16 protein-coding genes are annotated in these 15,908 nt (G+C 44.0%); 15 read left to right on the top strand and 1 reads right to left on the bottom strand.

Annotated elements, in window-relative coordinates; translation table 11 throughout:
• The first annotated feature begins 89 nt into the window (after positions 1–89).
• From murG to ftsZ, 8 genes are all read left to right on the top strand, one after another.
• Complete coding sequence (gene murG, locus BUB11_RS04985) at positions 90–1,199, top strand: undecaprenyldiphospho-muramoylpentapeptide beta-N-acetylglucosaminyltransferase (RefSeq protein ID WP_073028337.1); 1,110 nt, start codon at positions 90–92, stop codon at positions 1,197–1,199.
• 272 nt (positions 1,200–1,471) lie between these two features.
• Positions 1,472–2,347 carry a hypothetical protein gene (locus tag BUB11_RS04980; protein ID WP_073028336.1) on the top strand — a complete coding sequence of 292 codons (876 nt, stop codon included), beginning with the start codon at positions 1,472–1,474 and terminating at the stop codon, positions 2,345–2,347.
• Positions 2,262–3,170, top strand: a complete 909-nt coding sequence (gene murB, locus BUB11_RS04975; RefSeq protein ID WP_200797866.1) for a UDP-N-acetylmuramate dehydrogenase — start codon at positions 2,262–2,264, stop codon at positions 3,168–3,170. Before BUB11_RS04980 ends, murB begins: the two co-directional genes overlap by 86 nt.
• 23 nt (positions 3,171–3,193) lie before the next feature.
• Entirely contained in the window at positions 3,194–4,483 is a 1,290-nt protein-coding gene (murA, locus tag BUB11_RS04970; RefSeq protein ID WP_073028335.1) for a UDP-N-acetylglucosamine 1-carboxyvinyltransferase, read from the top strand.
• A gap of 98 nt (positions 4,484–4,581) precedes the next feature.
• Positions 4,582–5,307, top strand: a complete 726-nt coding sequence (locus tag BUB11_RS04965) for a cell division protein FtsQ/DivIB (RefSeq protein ID WP_073028334.1) — start codon at positions 4,582–4,584, stop codon at positions 5,305–5,307.
• A gap of 19 nt (positions 5,308–5,326) precedes the next feature.
• Positions 5,327–5,656, top strand: coding sequence for a small basic family protein (locus BUB11_RS04960; RefSeq protein WP_073028333.1), 330 nt, complete (start codon positions 5,327–5,329; stop codon positions 5,654–5,656).
• A 192-nt stretch (positions 5,657–5,848) separates the two neighbouring features.
• The gene (locus BUB11_RS28690; RefSeq protein WP_282433978.1) at positions 5,849–5,971 is read left to right on the top strand and encodes a hypothetical protein; all 123 of its coding nucleotides are present in this window, start codon (positions 5,849–5,851) and stop codon (positions 5,969–5,971) included.
• 7 nt (positions 5,972–5,978) lie between these two features.
• Positions 5,979–7,040 carry a cell division protein FtsZ gene (gene ftsZ, locus BUB11_RS04955; protein ID WP_073028332.1) on the top strand — a complete coding sequence of 354 codons (1,062 nt, stop codon included), beginning with the start codon at positions 5,979–5,981 and terminating at the stop codon, positions 7,038–7,040.
• 265 nt (positions 7,041–7,305) lie between these two features.
• Here the strand turns inward: ftsZ and BUB11_RS04950 are convergent, their stop codons facing one another.
• A complete protein-coding gene (locus BUB11_RS04950; protein ID WP_073028331.1) occupies positions 7,306–8,931 on the bottom strand; it encodes a methyl-accepting chemotaxis protein in 1,626 nt (541 codons plus the stop codon).
• 828 nt (positions 8,932–9,759) lie between these two features.
• Here BUB11_RS04950 and BUB11_RS04945 point away from each other — a divergent pair.
• The 7 genes from BUB11_RS04945 (at position 9,760) to BUB11_RS04915 (ending at position 15,839) form a co-directional block, all read left to right on the top strand.
• Positions 9,760–10,674 carry a sigma-E processing peptidase SpoIIGA gene (locus BUB11_RS04945; protein ID WP_073028330.1) on the top strand — a complete coding sequence of 305 codons (915 nt, stop codon included), beginning with the start codon at positions 9,760–9,762 and terminating at the stop codon, positions 10,672–10,674.
• A gap of 4 nt (positions 10,675–10,678) precedes the next feature.
• Entirely contained in the window at positions 10,679–11,404 is a 726-nt protein-coding gene (gene sigE / locus BUB11_RS04940; protein ID WP_073028329.1) for an RNA polymerase sporulation sigma factor SigE, read from the top strand.
• Positions 11,405–11,461: 57 nt separating this feature from the next.
• Entirely contained in the window at positions 11,462–12,235 is a 774-nt protein-coding gene (sigG, locus tag BUB11_RS04935; protein ID WP_073028328.1) for an RNA polymerase sporulation sigma factor SigG, read from the top strand.
• 198 nt (positions 12,236–12,433) lie between these two features.
• Positions 12,434–12,709, top strand: coding sequence for a YlmC/YmxH family sporulation protein (locus BUB11_RS04930; RefSeq protein ID WP_073028327.1), 276 nt, complete (start codon positions 12,434–12,436; stop codon positions 12,707–12,709).
• A 197-nt stretch (positions 12,710–12,906) separates the two neighbouring features.
• Positions 12,907–13,713: a peptidoglycan editing factor PgeF gene (pgeF, locus tag BUB11_RS04925; protein WP_073028326.1), complete on the top strand. Its 807-nt coding sequence runs from the start codon at positions 12,907–12,909 to the stop codon at positions 13,711–13,713.
• Positions 13,714–13,772: 59 nt separating this feature from the next.
• Entirely contained in the window at positions 13,773–14,459 is a 687-nt protein-coding gene (locus tag BUB11_RS04920) for a response regulator transcription factor (protein WP_073028325.1), read from the top strand.
• Between the two features lie 6 nt (positions 14,460–14,465).
• A complete protein-coding gene (locus tag BUB11_RS04915; protein WP_073028324.1) occupies positions 14,466–15,839 on the top strand; it encodes a sensor histidine kinase in 1,374 nt (457 codons plus the stop codon).
• The last annotated feature ends 69 nt before the right edge of the window (positions 15,840–15,908 follow it).

Raw genomic sequence — 15,908 nt, 5'->3', positions numbered from 1 at the left:
CTCTGTATTGGAAGCACGAGGTTCGAGCGGATGCGCGTTTCTGAGCCTTGATAGCGGAAGTATTAGAAGTGGAGAAAGGGGTACATGTGGTGCGTGTTATTTTAACCGGTGGTGGGACAGGTGGACATATCTATCCGGCTTTAGCCATCGCTAAAGGGTTGCTGGCTCGTGATGCCAATACTAAAATTCTCTATGTAGGAATCCAGGATGGTATGGAAGCACGTCTGGTGCCGGAGGCAGGGATAGCCTTTAAAGGGATTTCCGGTAAAGGGCTTCCACGCAGGTTAAGCCTGGAAACGATAAAGGTTATCGGCAAAAGTTTTAAGGCTCTTTGGGAAACAAAAAATATTTTGCGCGAATTTCATCCGGATCTGGTGGTTGGGACGGGTGGCTATGTATCTGGTCCCGTGGTCTTGACCGCTTCCCTGTTTAATGTTCCAACGCTGCTTCACGAGCAGAATGCATTGCCTGGCATTACAAATCGTATTTTAGCACGCGTTGTGCGGAGGGTGATGGTGACATTTCCCGAGAGTATCGCGCATTTTGGAGTTAAGAATAAGTTGGAATTGGTGGGGCTTCCGGTTCGAAAGGAAATTGGGCAAATTTCTCGTGAAGCAGGGGCAAAGCGCTTTGGGTTGAGGCCTGATCAGTTGACCTTGCTTGTAACAGGCGGAAGCAGGGGAGCCCGCACGTTAAATCAAGCTATGATTGCGGTCTTGGAGTATCTGGCAAAACGCCCGGATATTCAAGTGATTTGGGCAACTGGAACTGTGACGTATGCAGAAACTATTGATGAATTTGGGAAAAGGGGTATTTCTTGGGAATGTCCACAATGGCGCGTTTTAGAGTATTTAAAAGATATGCCTGAAGCTTTAGCCTGCGCAGATTTATATGTCGGCAGGGCGGGGGCAGCCTCTCTGGCTGAGTTAATGGTTGCTGGCATACCCAGTGTTTTAATCCCTTATCCTTTTGCAGCCGAGAATCATCAAGAACATAATGCCCAGGCCTTAGTTCAAGCTGGAGCAGCTCAAATTATATTGGACTCAGAGTGTGATGGGGAACGACTGTGGAAAGAAGTTGACAGGCTTATTTCCCAACCTGCGCTTTTGGCCCAAATGGGGGTTGCTGCCAAAGCCATAGCCCAGCCAAAGGCTTTAGATAAAATTGTTGACCTTTGCCAAGCCAACGCATGGCGATAAATCGTGGTTCGTGGTTCGACAACGAATGCAAGCAGGGGGGAAAGTCTCGGCTTGCACTTGGTGATTGGTCAGGCGAGTAGCCAGATGCCTTAAAGGGCAATATTTTGACAGGCGTCGATGTGGAGTAAAGATTTATTCCATCCAAGAGAGACGAGGAATCAGTCGGTATTTTCGGTTCAAACCACGAATATCGAATATCGAACATCGAATACGCTCACACCTTTTTACTCCGATGCATAGCATATGGCAGTGAACAAAGGAAAGGAGTGAGCATGGTGTGGCCAAGGCGAAAAATACAACTGGTTGCTTCTTCTGCGGCTCCAGGAATTGGTGGAGTTCGGGCCGTACTGAAGGGGATACAGCTTGATTTTTCCGAGGTTGAACCGACTAAGGAGGATTTAAGCCAAGAATTCGCGGGGGATTGGATCGAATTGCCTTTTGAGCTTAATCCTAATTCTGGGCCCGATAAATTTAGCCCTGTAACGGAATTAGTATACTGGCCTGAGAAGCATGAACATGATTACTGGCGAGAAAAGGCACTTGCACAAGGGATAGAACAGCAATCTGTTCAATCGTTAATACATAGTCTTTTTGAGGATGAACTAATTATATGGGTTTCAGAACCGACAGTTCTTATAGAAGAACGCCCTTTGTTAGCGCATATCTTAAATGAGGCTGGTTTCGAACCAACTGTTCTCTGGCCAACTGTTGATGGACGATGGCAATGCGAGCGTAAGCAGGGACTTCATTGGCTAATACCGGAGTCTTGGTTAGAAGGTCTTATGGAGAAAAGCTCATTGGGAAGAGAGTCTGCATGGGATGAAGGAAAAGAAAAAGCTTCATGGGTGGTTCGTGAAAATCGGATTGACTTTTATCGTTCGCAAGATGGTCAGAAATTTGCAGGACATTTGCCACGGTGGCCTAAATTGTCGGAAGAACAAACAGCTGCTCAAAACATAGCAATGTGTATAGATTTAGGAGTTTCTTGGCTTGATATTAGCTTGGCCCTTAGCTCTATTTGGAAGAACATAAGAATGGCAGATAACTTGAGGTGGAATATTAATGATTTTGGATGGAATGCAGGGGCGTGTGGAGAGGAATTATCCGCTCCATCTATTGAGCACATGGAGGATTGGTGGGCCCGCTGAGACTGTGTATTGGCCTGAAAGCGTGGAAGACTTATCAAATGTATGGATGCGCGCCCAAGAGGCAGAAATCCCGGTTCGGTTAATCGGACGAGGATCGAATGTTCTCTTTCCGGATGAAGGGCTCCCAGGGATAACCTTAGTGACTACGTCACTTCGTGGAATTGAATGGGGTGATTACACGGTCAGGGTTGAGGCTGGGTACACATTGGCTCGTTTAGCACAAGAAGTTGGAGAACGAGGGTGGAGTGGCTTGGAGTTTGCCCGAGGCATACCCGGGTCTATTGGCGGTGCCATCATGATGAATGCTGGTGCTCATGGCTACGATATGGCTTCTTGCGTACTAAGTGTTTCCACCCTTTGGGCGGATGGCACTATTAAGAAACTAGAGCGAGATGAATTCGAGTTTGATTATAGGTTCTGTTCTTTACGCAGCCATGCGTGGATCTTGGAAACTCAGCTTATATTTAGACCTGGAGAACGCGAACAGATTTTGCGCAGCATGAAAGAGAACTTGACAAAACGAACTGCTAATCAACCACTTGAGGAGCCAAATGCAGGAAGTGTTTTTCGTAATCCGCCGGGTGATTCTGCTGGGCGTTTAATTGAAGCAGCTGGTTGGAAAGGAAAAAGCATTGGCGGTGCAAAAGTTTCAGAGAAACATGCAAATTTTATAGTGAACACCGCTCAGGCTAAATCTGCGGATGTATTAGCCTTGATAGAATCCATCAAGTTGGATGTTCAATTGAAATATGGCATTACGTTACAAACGGAAGTAGAAAGTATCTTGACGGGCAATCGTGGAGTCACAAAGAAAGAAGAATGACACACGAAAAGGGGGAGCAGATTATGGCGATGGATCGCTATGTTATAACAGGAAAACAGAGGTTAGAAGGAAGTATCCGAGTAAGCGGGGCGAAGAACTCTTCCCTTCCCTTACTGGCCGCAACATTACTGGCAGAAGGAACTTCCAGTTTGTTAGGAATTCCTGTATTAGCTGATATTAAGCATATGATTGAAGTGCTTGAAAGCCTGGGTTGCAGGGCTGAGCGCCAAAATGAGGCAATGCTTATCAATGCTGGAGGGTTAGAGTCCTGTGAAGTTGATGAAGCACTAATGCGGCAAATGCGTGCTTCTAACCTTATCTTGGGTCCTTTATTAGCTCGATATGGACGGGTAAAAATCTCCAGACCCGGTGGATGTGCTATTGGTTCCCGTCCGATGGATCAACATATAAAAGGCCTGCAACTTCTTGGAGTAAGAGTTAAAGAAAAACATGGGTATATTGAAGCATGGGCGGATCATCTTCAAGGAGCTGACGTTTACTTAGATGTTCCCAGTGTTGGAGCCACGGAGAACATTATGATGGCCGCAGTTTTAGCCAAAGGGACTACAGTCATTCGAAATGCTGCACGTGAGCCGGAAATAGTGGATTTGCAAAACTTCTTAAATAAAATGGGAGCAAAAGTGCGCGGAGCCGGAATGGATGTTTTAAGGGTTGACGGAGTAGGTGCGCTCCATCCCGCTGAACATACAGTCATACCAGATCGAATCGAAGCAGGGACCCATATGATAGCGGCGGTCATGACCAAAGGAGATGTAGTCATAGAAAATGTTATCCCAGAACATTTAGAACCTGTAATTGCAAAATTGCGGCAGGCTGGAGCATCTGTTACACTTTTAGATGATTCCGTTCGCGTTAAGCAACAGGGAGGAATTCGAGGTGTGGACCTTAAAACAATGCCTTATCCGGGATTTCCCACGGATATGCAACCACAGTTTATGGCCATGCTCTCCAGTGCGGAGGGAACAAGTATTATTACCGAAACAATCTTTGAAAATCGCTTTCAACATGTAGATGAGCTACGTCGTATGGGAGCTCAAATTACTGTTGAAGGAAGAACAGCCATTATTCGTGGAGTTAAATCGCTTGACGGGGCTTTTGTCGAGGCGACGGATCTTCGGGCAGGAGCGGCGCTCTTCTTGGCAGCCTTAGCCGCAGAAGAAGCAACTGTTCTCGAAAAGGTGGATTATATTGACCGTGGTTACGAAAAATTAGAAGAGAAATACTGTCATTTGGGGGCAAAGTTGCTACGTGTCTCTAAAAAAGGTAGAAGTGAGACACCTTTGGATCTATAATTTAAAAGAAAATTTTATTTTGCTAAGAAAATATTCAAAAAGACATAGCAGAATAGGATTGTATTCGTTATACTTGGAACAAGGAGGAACATACCAATATGGAACCCAAGAAAATGAATACGTCCTTTCTCTATGTCACAGTCTTGACGATTCTCCTTTCCCTGGGTTTGGCGCTCTTTTTGCGCTCTAATGCTTTTGCTGTTCAACGAGTTAGTGTGCAAGGGACAAATCTGATCACAGAGAATGAAATTCTAAAATTATCTGACGGGATTCAGGGGCAAAACCTATTACTCTTTGATCGAAAGGCCCTCGAGTATAAAATTTCCTTACATCCACTCGTAAAAAGTATCCAATTTCAGAGAAAGTTACCTCAGACCCTTGTTATACAAGTGACAGAACGAACCCCCGCTGCCTTGGTCGTAGTCCCCAAGGGAGTATTAGAGGTGGATTCTGAAGGGACCTTTTTACGCCGTTTAGAGAGTTGGCCTAAAAGTGATTATCCGGTGATTAGTGGAATCGAGCTTTCGGATACAGTTGGACCGGGGCAAAATCTAGCGAATCCTCTTCTTACCGCAGCCTTGCGCTTGCTTGGACAAGCTCCGCCAGAATTAGTTATTCAGATTGGGGAGTTAAACGTCAATGCTATTGAACAAATAACGTTGTTTCTGACTAGTGGTGTGGAAGTCCGACTAGGACAAGCCAATGACTGGGCAGATAAATTACAGGCCCTTTATCAGCTTATAAGCGATAATGGGTATACTTCAATTCAACAAGGGGTGCGCTATATTGATTTTACGGCGGCAAAACCAGTAATCGGCCGCTAAGTCAGGAGGATCTTTGGAAATGTGGTTACCCTTATTAGGCTTAGTTTTAGGATTGGCGATTGGGTATGTAAGCCCGTTTTCAGTCCCAATTGAATATGCCAAATACCTATCTGTTGGAATCCTCGCAGCATTAGACTCCGTCTTAGGGGGGATACGCTCTGCTCAAGAGGATCATTTCGACAGCACAGTATTCTTGACAGGTTTCTTTAGTAATATGCTTCTTGCAGCTCTATTGGCGTACGTCGGAGACCGCATGGGTGTTGATCTTTACTTAGCAGCGGTGGTCGCATTTGGGGTGAGAATATTCCAAAATTTAGGAAGTATACGACGTCATCTCATTAGAAAATAAAGGCAATTTACTGTCTTATATTGATTGCTGTTCTGCTTGAAGAAGATGCCAACAAACTTCAGAGAAATTTTTATCTTAAAAAAAAGGGTTACGGCATATGGATATAGAATTTGTAATGTTGTGTGTATTAAAAGAAGCTGTTTTATAATGTTTATGAGCGTGTTTAACGCACATGTTTTTTATCAGTAGAAGTTGGATTTTTTAGCAGTAACAGAGGGTGGACTTTACACATGGGGCGTTGGGACGGCACAGATGAATATTAAGATAACCTGTATTGTTAAAGATATTGCAGGTAAGAATGAGCGAGGGGGTTAAAGCCTAAATGCTGGAATTTGATACAGACTTAAACCAATTTGCAGAAATTAAGGTTATTGGTGTTGGCGGTGGTGGAAACAACGCGGTTAACCGTATGATTACCGCTGGCTTACAAGGGGTAGATTTCGTTACAGTAAACACTGACTCACAGGCTTTACAACTCTCCCGTGCAGGGGAAAAAGTCCAAATAGGGATAAAATTGACCAAGGGGCTTGGGGCTGGAGCGAACCCGGAAATTGGTGCTAAAGCAGCAGAAGAAAGCCGAGAAGAACTGGCTAAAGTCTTAAAGGGAGCAGATATGGTCTTCGTCACTGCAGGAATGGGAGGAGGTACTGGTACTGGGGCTGCGCCTATTGTTGCAGAAGTTGCTAAAGAAATGGGAGCTCTGACGGTAGGGGTAGTCACTCGTCCATTCACCTTTGAAGGGCGTAAACGTGCTATGCAGGCGGAAAAAGGGATCGCCGAACTTAAGAGTAAAGTGGATACGCTTATTACAATCCCAAATGATCGTTTGTTGCAAGTGGTGGACAAGCATACTACAATCCATGAGGCTTTTCGTATTGCAGATGATGTTTTGAGACAAGGGGTTCAAGGTATCTCAGATCTAATTGCGGTTCCGGGTTTAATAAACTTGGATTTCGCTGACGTGAAGACTATTATGTCCAATACGGGTTCAGCCTTAATGGGGATTGGTCAGGCAACGGGAGAAAATCGTGCAGCTGATGCGGCCAGAAAAGCAATTTCCAGTCCTCTGCTGGAAACTTCGATCGAAGGTGCCAAAGGTGTACTGCTCAACATAACGGGAGGAACAAATTTAACTCTCTTTGAGGTGAACGAAGCGGCAGGTATTATTGCGGAAGCGGCTGATCCTGAGGCGAATATCATTTTTGGAGCGGTTATCGACGAGGACCTTAAGGAGGAACTCAGAGTTACAGTTATTGCCACCGGATTTGATCAGCAGTGGGCTGGTTTTGGTTCGGCACCCGGAAAGGTTCAAGAGAATATCATCAAGACGGTATCAAAAGAAGGGGATGTTGATATCCCGGAGTTTCTTAGACGCAGACGTTAATTTAAATCATGCAAAACGAGATGCAATTTTGTTAGGAGCGTTACATTGTATTTAAAGACGCGAATTATTATTGCGCCTCGTTTTTCACTTTATTCGCAGAGGATATGGTTTTTATAGGCAGACTGGAGCTGACTTCAATAATAAATAGACGGTAAAATTGAGGAAGAGCTCAATAAGATCCTTGAAAATCAATATTTAGGGTTAAATAAACAGCGGGGCAGATCCATTCGATGGATCTGCCCCGCTGTTTAAAAGCTCTAAATTATTAAACTTCAAAACGCTGGATAACTTGGTGCAAGTGAGCGGAAGTTTTGGCTAATTCTGTAGAAATCATGGCGATTTCTTTAGTTGAAATCATTTGTTGTTCTACAGTTGCCGCTGCTTGAGTTGCTCCTTCGGCGAATTGAGTTGCAATTGTTGTAGCTTGCCGTTGAGTTTGAGCTAAAAGTTCACTCTGGTTTAATAAGCGATCGGCATTTTGTAGGTTTGTTTCTACTTTATAAGAAGTCGCATTGATCACCTCGTCAAGAGATGTGATTGCTTGTCCGGCCTTTTCGATTACCTCTTTCCCACGGTTGACCTCGCCCATGCCTTGACTTATTTTATCTACAGTTGTATCGACCATTCCTTGAACACTAGAAATGAGCTCCATAATTTGACGTGAAGAATAAGCAGAGCTGTCTGCCAGCTTTCTGACCTCTTCTGCAACAACGGCGAATCCTCTGCCGTGTTCTCCTGCTCTGGCAGCTTCAATCGCTGCGTTCAAGGCTAATAAATTGGTTTGGTCAGAGATGCCATTAATCACAGAAATGATATCCCCGATTTTTTGCGCCTGCTCAGCTAATCCCAGTATAGAATCATTGGCTTGCTCGGTTACTTGATAGATAATGCTCATCTCGCGAATCGCTTCATTAACCGCGAAGGTTCCTTCCTGACTTGTTGTTTTAGCTGATGTAGTCAAGGAAAGAACTTCCTGAGTACTTGTTAAGATGCATTGGGAAGCGGATTGGATCTCATCCACTTGCTTTTGAGACATTTGCATCCCCTGAATTTGATCGGTAGCCCCTGCGCTGAATTCTTCTAAAGTAGCCGCCAAAGTTTCTTGGTTTTCGGCGGATATTTGGGCATGGGATGCTTGAGTATGGCTCATTTTTTGGGCGCGTTCAGAAAAGGAAGCTAAATCCATGATGATAGACTTCATGCCGAGGGATACTTTATTTACTTCATAGGATAGATTTCCTAATTCATCGTCGGTATGAGCTTTGGCCAGAACTTTTAAATTCCCTTTTGCGATGGCTTTAGTCACTTTAAAGGTTTCACGCAGGGCAGTTGCAACTCTGTTTTTTAGCCATGCACTATAAACAATTTGGGCTCCTAGAGCTATGGCAGAAGAGATGACGGACACCGGTGAAAAAGAGCTTAAGATAATCCATGCTCCACCGAGAAAAAGAACGGGGAGTGTTCCGGAAAACACTTGTTTGCCAAGTTGTACTTTATGTAGGGGCATACCTAGACGAACGGCATAGATATGATCTCCTTTGACGAAAACTGGACTTGCAACGTCAAGTAAAACCTCTCCAGTGTTGCGATGATAAATCTGAGTAATGGGTTGAGTGCATTGAGCGGCTTTTAGTTCAATATCATTGTTAAAGATAATACCTTCTCTTAAACGGTTTGAGTGAATTAAGGCCAATCCATTTAAATCACAAAGCAATAAAAACTCATTGTTTTCAAGATTCCGATCGATTGCTTCCCTTAGTGGTCTCCGGGCACTTTCCCAATCATTAGATTGGTCTAAGACGACCTCTAATTCTTTTGCTATACGATTGATGGTATCTAATCCACGTTTCTTCTGAGTAAAATTTACTTTTATATTTCCAGCCACGATCATCTACCTCCTTTAAATTAATCGTTAATTACTAACTCTAACTAAGAAAATGATTTAAAAAGTATAATGAATAGTTAAAAGATTATAAATTTACAATAACACGTACTCGATTATATTTCAATAAGATGGTTTTAAGGTTAACTATTCTAGGTCGAAGTTAATGAAAGAATCTGATGTTGTCATCATTTTTGGGGGGGAAGAGGAGAACTACTTAACTCTTATGGACAAAAAGTTATTATATATAGCTTGTTCACGGGCGCTTCATCGACTTGTTATTTATTACTTATAATTTCAGGGCACATCTTTAGCCAGCTGCCTTTCTGAGGATAATTTAAGCTGAAATAATTGGTGTGGATCAGCAATTATGTAAACTTACCTGTTTGGAATAGACCATTAGGTTTTTCTAAACAGGTTTTTCGTCAATTCAAAGAAGGCTCATGTTTCTATAAGTGGAGTTCCTTGTTCAGCTTGAGTGAAGAAAGCCTCCAGTGGAGGCTTTCGCTGAGCCGCCGCCCTCCCATTAGGAAACATTTAGTGGCTAATGAGTAGAGCCCATCCTACGGCGCGAATGTATTCGTCTATGGAGCATAAGTCTATCCTCAGCGCAATAGTATTCGTTACGGGCCGTGCGCTTTCGGCGATAATCTCCACTAGAGACTATCTTACGCGCAAGCTTGAGTATCCTGTCGACGAATACGCTTCATGGGTAAAAAACTACACCACTCGTACTGTTTTTCCTAAAATATCCATTTATACCTCCCGGAAAGCGACAGGTTTTACTTCACATTTCAGATATAATTTTTAGAGAAGCGAATGGAAAGGATGTACCAGATGAGCGTTGCAGAGACCTATCTCGATCTGGTTATTCTCATCAATGGAGGAATGGACACTCTTCTGCTTAACGTTCTCGGTCGACTTCTCAACATTAGGATCCGTCCAAGCCGAATCCTGATGGCGGTTTTGCTCGGCGAAATTCCAGTAGTTTTAACCGGTTATTCAGCTCCACAGTGGACCGTTTTGATTAAATGGATCATTCCGTTTCTTATGATTTTAGTTGCTTTTCCGACAAGGAGACTAAATGTGTTTCTTAAGGCGCTAACAGGTTTTTGGCTTCTTTCGGCAGGGCTTGGCGGATTTGTCTATGCTTTATGGGGGTGGACCCAATTTGATGGCGGGCTAGGTGGAGAACGATTAACTCTGGTTATCAACAATTTTTGGATTATTCCTTTAGGGGCAATCGGTTGGTGGTTTTTACAACGTCTTTGGCAACGTTGGCAGGAAAGGAAATCTATTCTAGGGCGAAATATCTACGATTTGGAGATCAACTTTGGCGGAGAAGAACATGGGGTCGTGCAAATAAAAGCGTTACTGGATACTGGCAATCATTTGAGAGATCCATTAACAGGGTCCCCAGTGATTCTTCTGGAAGAGGAGGTCGCGGTAGGTGCTATGCCGGATAACATCAGAGCATTCCTAGATATTCCTTGGAAGGATTACGCAGATCCATGGCCATTATTATGGAAGGTCAATCCTATTTTAGTAAAACGTCTTGTTTTCATCCCCTTCCAAGCTATTGATAGTCAAAGCTGGCTGCTAGGGATAAGACCTGAGCGTGTGACGTGTTTTAGTAACAAAGGATCTCGGCAAATCCATGCTACCGTGGCACTTGTCAGGCAAGTGTTAAGCTCAGAGGGTGAATACCAAGCGTTACTACACCCAGAACATGTGCAGAGAGGTGGAGATTAATGAAATGAAGTGGTGGAGAAGTTTTCAAGGTAAGGCAAGACGCCTATGGGTCATGCTTCTTCAAAAGGTCTTTGGAGTTAGTGGAATCTATTATGTTGGAAGCAGTGAAGCCCTACCCCCACCACTTAACTCGGACGAAGAAGGGGTTCTCTTAGAGCGCTTGGAAATGGGAGATGGTTCAATTCGAGATATTTTGATTGAACGGAACCTGCGTCTTGTGGTTTATATTGCTCGTAAATTCGAGAATACAGGCATTGGGATTGAAGATCTTGTGTCTATTGGCACCATTGGACTAATTAAAGCGGTTAATACATTTGATCCACAGAAGAAAATCAAGCTGGCGACCTATGCTTCACGGTGTATTGAAAATGAGATTTTGATGTATCTTAGACGTAACAATAAAACACGGTCAGAAGTGTCTTTTGATGAGCCTTTAAATATCGACTGGGATGGAAACGAATTACTTTTATCAGATGTATTAGGTACTGAAAATGACATTATCTCGAAGCCCATTGAGGAACAGGTGGACCGCCAACTGTTGCATTTAGCAATGGGCAGGTTGACGAATAGAGAAAAGGTCATCATGGAACTAAGGTTTGGTCTGGATGATGGTGTAGAAAAGACTCAAAAAGAAGTAGCCGATCGTTTGGGGATCTCTCAGTCCTATATTTCAAGGCTCGAGAAACGGATAATTCGCAGATTGCGTAAAGAATTTTGCCGATTGGAATAACCTAAACTGTCTTAGGGCATACTTCCCAACAGAATTTGCTGGGGAGGTGCTCGTAGTTTGGCATTGAATAAAGTTGAGATTTGTGGAGTGAACACCTCAAAGTTGCCTGTGTTATCCAGCGTGAAAATGAAAGAGTTGTTTGTGATTTATCAAGCTGGAAATCGCAGTGCCCGAGACAAACTAATCCATGGGAATCTCCGCCTTGTTCTTAGCGTGATTCAGCGGTTTACGAATCGTGGAGAATATGTGGATGATCTTTTTCAAGTCGGCTGTATTGGGTTAATGAAAGCTATTGACAATTTTGATCTGGGTCAGAATGTAAAGTTCTCTACTTATGCTGTTCCCATGATTATTGGGGAAATCCGACGTTACTTAAGAGATAATAATCCTATTCGAGTGAGCAGGTCCCTGCGTGATATTGCCTACAAGGCGCTTCAGGTACGGGACCAGTTGGTCAGCGAGCGATCATGTGAACCGACGGTTGCAGAAATAGCCCACAAACTGGCTTTGCCTCGGGAAGACGTTGTTTTTGCCTTAGATGCTATTCAAGAACCTATTTCTTTATTCGAGCCCATATATCATGATGGAGGGGATCCTATCTTTGTAATGGATCAAATAGGAGATGATAAACAGTCAGATACTGGCTGGGTTGAAGGGCTTGCTGTGCGGGAAGCATTGCGTCGCCTCAGCGAACGAGAAAAACTTATCCTGTCTTTGCGCTTTTTTCAAGGTAAAACCCAAATGGAAGTCGCTGATGAGATCGGGATTTCCCAGGCTCAGGTTTCTCGCCTTGAGAAAGCAGCCATGCAACACATGCGCAAGTATGTGTAAAAAACGTGGCCCGATATTCGTAATTCGTTTATGCTAGACAAATCTAATATATCTAAACTGTAGCCTATTTTTAGCCTCTCCCTCATATGATGACATATAAGGCACTAAGCTCGATGAGCGATGTGCAAGTATGATGAACGATATTCGGACTTCGAACCACGAACTTCGAACATCGAACCTCGAATAGGGGGGCTAACAATGCGGGTCTCGGATTTAAGATTATTAGATATTGTAAATGTTAAAGATGGGCGCAGGTTAGGGCCAATTAAAGACCTGGATTTAGATTTGGAACGGGGCACAGTTAAAGGGATTATTGTGCCTGGACCTTCGCGCAGTTGGGGGCTTTTTGGCGGTGGGAAGACGGAAGATTTTTTTGTCCCTTGGGATCATGTCAAAAAGATAGGGGTTGACGTTATCTTAGTAGATGTTAATGATCTGCCCGAATTTAATATCGAAAATGATGATCGTCGATAATGTTCACTAAATCGGAAAAAGCATAAGGCTTTGTTCTCCTTAGAGCAAAGCTTTATGCTTTTTATATTATTAGGTGTGATAATAATCAATTTAAACCCTATTTGTTACTGAAAGTACTATATGACTAGGACCTTTGGAGGTTTGTCCTAAAGGTTATTAAATGATATTATTAAATGTAAACCAAAGGAGTTAGAAGGATGAGCTGGAAGTGGTATAATACTGGAAGTTTAACCTGCCTAACTGTTCCAAAGTGGCAAGATGCAGGAATCGACTTAGGATTTTCAACTCGCGTCGGGGGGGCGAGCATGGTTCCCTATGATGCGTTGAATTTAGGCCTTCATGTTGGAGATGACCCTAATGCAGTTTTGGAAAACCGCAAACGTTGGTTTGATCATTGGGGGGTTCCGTCGACTGGGGTTGCAGTCGGAGAACAGGTTCATGGGACAAATGTAATTTGGGTTAAGGAAACAGATGGCGGACGAGGGTCGAAGGAACTAGGGACGGCAATTCCAGCTGTCGATGGATTAGTGACACAAAGTACTATAGGGCTAATGGCCTTTTTTGCTGACTGTGTCCCGCTATATTTTTACTACCCAGATCTACAAACAGTGGGAATTGTACACGCTGGTTGGAAAGGGACTGCCTCGAAAATTGGGCAAAGGGCTTTGGAGTGTTTTGAAGAAGTTGGTGGGCGGACTGAAAATGCTTGGGTGGCAATCGGGCCGAGCATTGGTCCCTGCTGTTATTCTGTTGACGAACGTGTCGCTGAGCAGTTTCGCTCCAATTATGATAAGACTCCTTTTCTTTTTCCCCAAGAAGATGGTCACTACTTGCTTGATCTATGGGAGGCTAATCGAACCTTGTTCTTAGAAAGAGGAGTTCGCCCTGAAAATATAGATGTCGCGGCAATCTGCACCGCAGACAATCAAGAATGGTTTTTCTCTCATCGTCGAGATGGTGCTCGGACAGGGCGAATGGCAGGATGGATTCGACTCAGAGGTTAGTGGTTCGTAGTTCATTGTTCGAACATCGAACTACGAATATCGAGTAGGGGGTGGGTTAGGTGGCAACAATCTTAGTGGTTGATGATGAGGAACCGATCCTTGAACTCCTTAGATTTAATTTGGAGAAGGAAGGGTATCTTGTCTGTGTAGCAAAGGATGGTCAGGAAGCCTTGGAGCGTGTTGAAAAGGAACAACCTGATCTTGTAGTGCTGGATCTCATGTTACCGGGGATGGATGGACTAGAGGTTTGTCGCAGAATCAGGTTAATTCCAAAGTACCAGCAAATTCCCATCATCATGTTAACTGCCAAGGGTGAGGTAATTGACAAGGTTTTAGGGCTTGAGCTTGGTGCGGATGATTATATGACTAAACCATTTAGTCCTCGTGAACTATTAGCTCGAATTAAAGCCCGTTTGCGCCGGATAAATTTGCCTGAGGAAGCTGATTCTCAGATTATTCGTGGAGAGCTAAGAATCGATGTAAAAGGGTTTCGGGTCTATGTTCGAGGGGCGGAGACTGAGTTAACCCCCAAAGAGTTTGAACTTCTGCGTGTTTTAGTAGCACATCCTGGCAGAGTTTACTCACGGGATGATTTATTGGAACGAATTTGGGGATATGAATACGATGGAGATACCCGTACGGTTGACGTTCATGTGCGTCATCTGCGTTTGAAAATCGAAAAGGATCCTTCGAATCCTGAGTATATTGAGACATTGCGCGGAATCGGCTATCGCTTTAAAGGATAACCAATGATGAGCATAAAATGGCGGCTAACCGGACTCTTTTTAGGTATGACAGGGCTTTCTATACTCCTTTTTTGGGTGGGGGAAAGTGTGAGGCTAGTGTCTGGGGAACAACGGATTGATGTGGGAGTTATTCTTCTTGCACTGCTTCTTCCTGCTGGGGTTGTTTACTTCTACACTAGTCAACTTATACGGCGGATGGAGAAACTTCACTTTGCAACTCAGCGAATTGCGAGGGGAGACTTTGAGCATATTCATTTATCGGATTCAACGGATGAAATTGGACAATTCACAGTCGAACTTAATAGTCTTTCACGTCACGTCGAAATGATAGTTCAAAATGGTACTCAAGAAGCACAAAAGATGGAAGCCATTTTAGCCGGGATGCAAGAAGGTGTCGTGGCTGTAGATCATGTGGGGCGGGTCGTCTTAGTGAATGCTGCAGCAGAGAGGATTTTTGAGCGACAAAAAACTGTTCGAGATCTGGAATATCTGCTAGAGCTGACCTATGACTCGGAACTGGAGCAACTCACTCGCAAAGTGCTTTCAGGCCAACCTTCGGCTATGCGAGAAATACAGATTGCTCAAAGGATCGTGCAAAGCAAGATTAATCCGATTTTAAGCGGACAGGGCCAGTCGCGAGGCGCAGTTATTGTATTTCATGATGTTACAGAGCTTAGACGACTTGAAAAAATGCGAACGGAATTTGTGGCTAATGTCTCACACGAATTGAGAACTCCACTGACGTCTATCAAAGGGTTTGTGGAAACACTTCTTGATGGGGCGGCAGAAGACCCCTCTCTGCGAAATCGATTCTTGGAAATAATTCAAGCTGAGACTTTGCGCTTGCAGCGGCTTATCGAAGACTTGTTGACGATAGCTCATTTAGAAGGGCACGAAAATCGTGCGGAAGTGAGAACCGGTAAAGTTAGTTACGTACAAAATGCCTATGATAAGATTAAACCAGTGATTCAAAGCGTGGCACAGGCCAAAGGAATTGAAGTGGAAGTTGATCTTCCGGAAAACTTGCCGCCGCTTATCATGGGGGAAGATTTGTTAAGTCAACTTCTCCTGAATCTTTTGGAAAATGCGGTTAAGTATACAGCTGCAGGTCGTGTCTGGTTGCATGCACAAGTTGGCCCCAAATTCCTTCGCCTGGAATTTGGAGATACCGGTTGCGGCATTCCTAAGGATATTTTGCCAAGAATCTTTGAGCGTTTCTATCGAGTGGACAAGGCTCGTTCCAGAGGACAAGGAGGGACGGGGCTTGGACTGAGCATCGTAAAACATATGGTAGAGGGTGTAGGCGGAGATATTAGCGTAGATTCCAAATTAGGAGTTGGAACCGTCTTTACGTGTAATCTGCCCAGAGCTAAATTATAGTTCGTTGGTGCGCTCTAATCTCGAATGTCCTGTTCGAATCATTCCCAGCGCATATGGCACTATGGCGAT

This window comes from Desulfosporosinus lacus DSM 15449 (assembly GCF_900129935.1).
Lineage (GTDB): Bacteria > Bacillota > Desulfitobacteriia > Desulfitobacteriales > Desulfitobacteriaceae > Desulfosporosinus > Desulfosporosinus lacus.
The sequence above is the reverse complement of the archived record's forward strand: the minus strand, read 5'-3'. Positions and strand labels throughout refer to the sequence as shown.

What these genes read in the sequence shown, in the direction of transcription:
- murA (WP_073028335.1), top strand. Translation starts at nt 3,194, where the DNA reads ATGGCGATGGATCGCTATGTTATAACAGGAAAACAGAGGTTAGAAGGA.
- BUB11_RS04980 (WP_073028336.1), top strand. Translation starts at nt 1,472, where the DNA reads ATGGTGTGGCCAAGGCGAAAAATACAACTGGTTGCTTCTTCTGCGGCT.
- ftsZ (WP_073028332.1), top strand. Translation starts at nt 5,979, where the DNA reads ATGCTGGAATTTGATACAGACTTAAACCAATTTGCAGAAATTAAGGTT.
- sigE (WP_073028329.1), top strand. Translation starts at nt 10,679, where the DNA reads ATGAAGTGGTGGAGAAGTTTTCAAGGTAAGGCAAGACGCCTATGGGTC.
- murB (WP_200797866.1), top strand. Translation starts at nt 2,262, where the DNA reads ATGATTTTGGATGGAATGCAGGGGCGTGTGGAGAGGAATTATCCGCTC.
- BUB11_RS04915 (WP_073028324.1), top strand. Translation starts at nt 14,466, where the DNA reads ATGAGCATAAAATGGCGGCTAACCGGACTCTTTTTAGGTATGACAGGG.
- BUB11_RS04945 (WP_073028330.1), top strand. Translation starts at nt 9,760, where the DNA reads ATGAGCGTTGCAGAGACCTATCTCGATCTGGTTATTCTCATCAATGGA.
- BUB11_RS04930 (WP_073028327.1), top strand. Translation starts at nt 12,434, where the DNA reads ATGCGGGTCTCGGATTTAAGATTATTAGATATTGTAAATGTTAAAGAT.
- BUB11_RS04950 (WP_073028331.1), bottom strand. Translation starts at nt 8,931, where the DNA reads ATGATCGTGGCTGGAAATATAAAAGTAAATTTTACTCAGAAGAAACGT.
- BUB11_RS04965 (WP_073028334.1), top strand. Translation starts at nt 4,582, where the DNA reads ATGGAACCCAAGAAAATGAATACGTCCTTTCTCTATGTCACAGTCTTG.
- pgeF (WP_073028326.1), top strand. Translation starts at nt 12,907, where the DNA reads ATGAGCTGGAAGTGGTATAATACTGGAAGTTTAACCTGCCTAACTGTT.
- BUB11_RS04960 (WP_073028333.1), top strand. Translation starts at nt 5,327, where the DNA reads ATGTGGTTACCCTTATTAGGCTTAGTTTTAGGATTGGCGATTGGGTAT.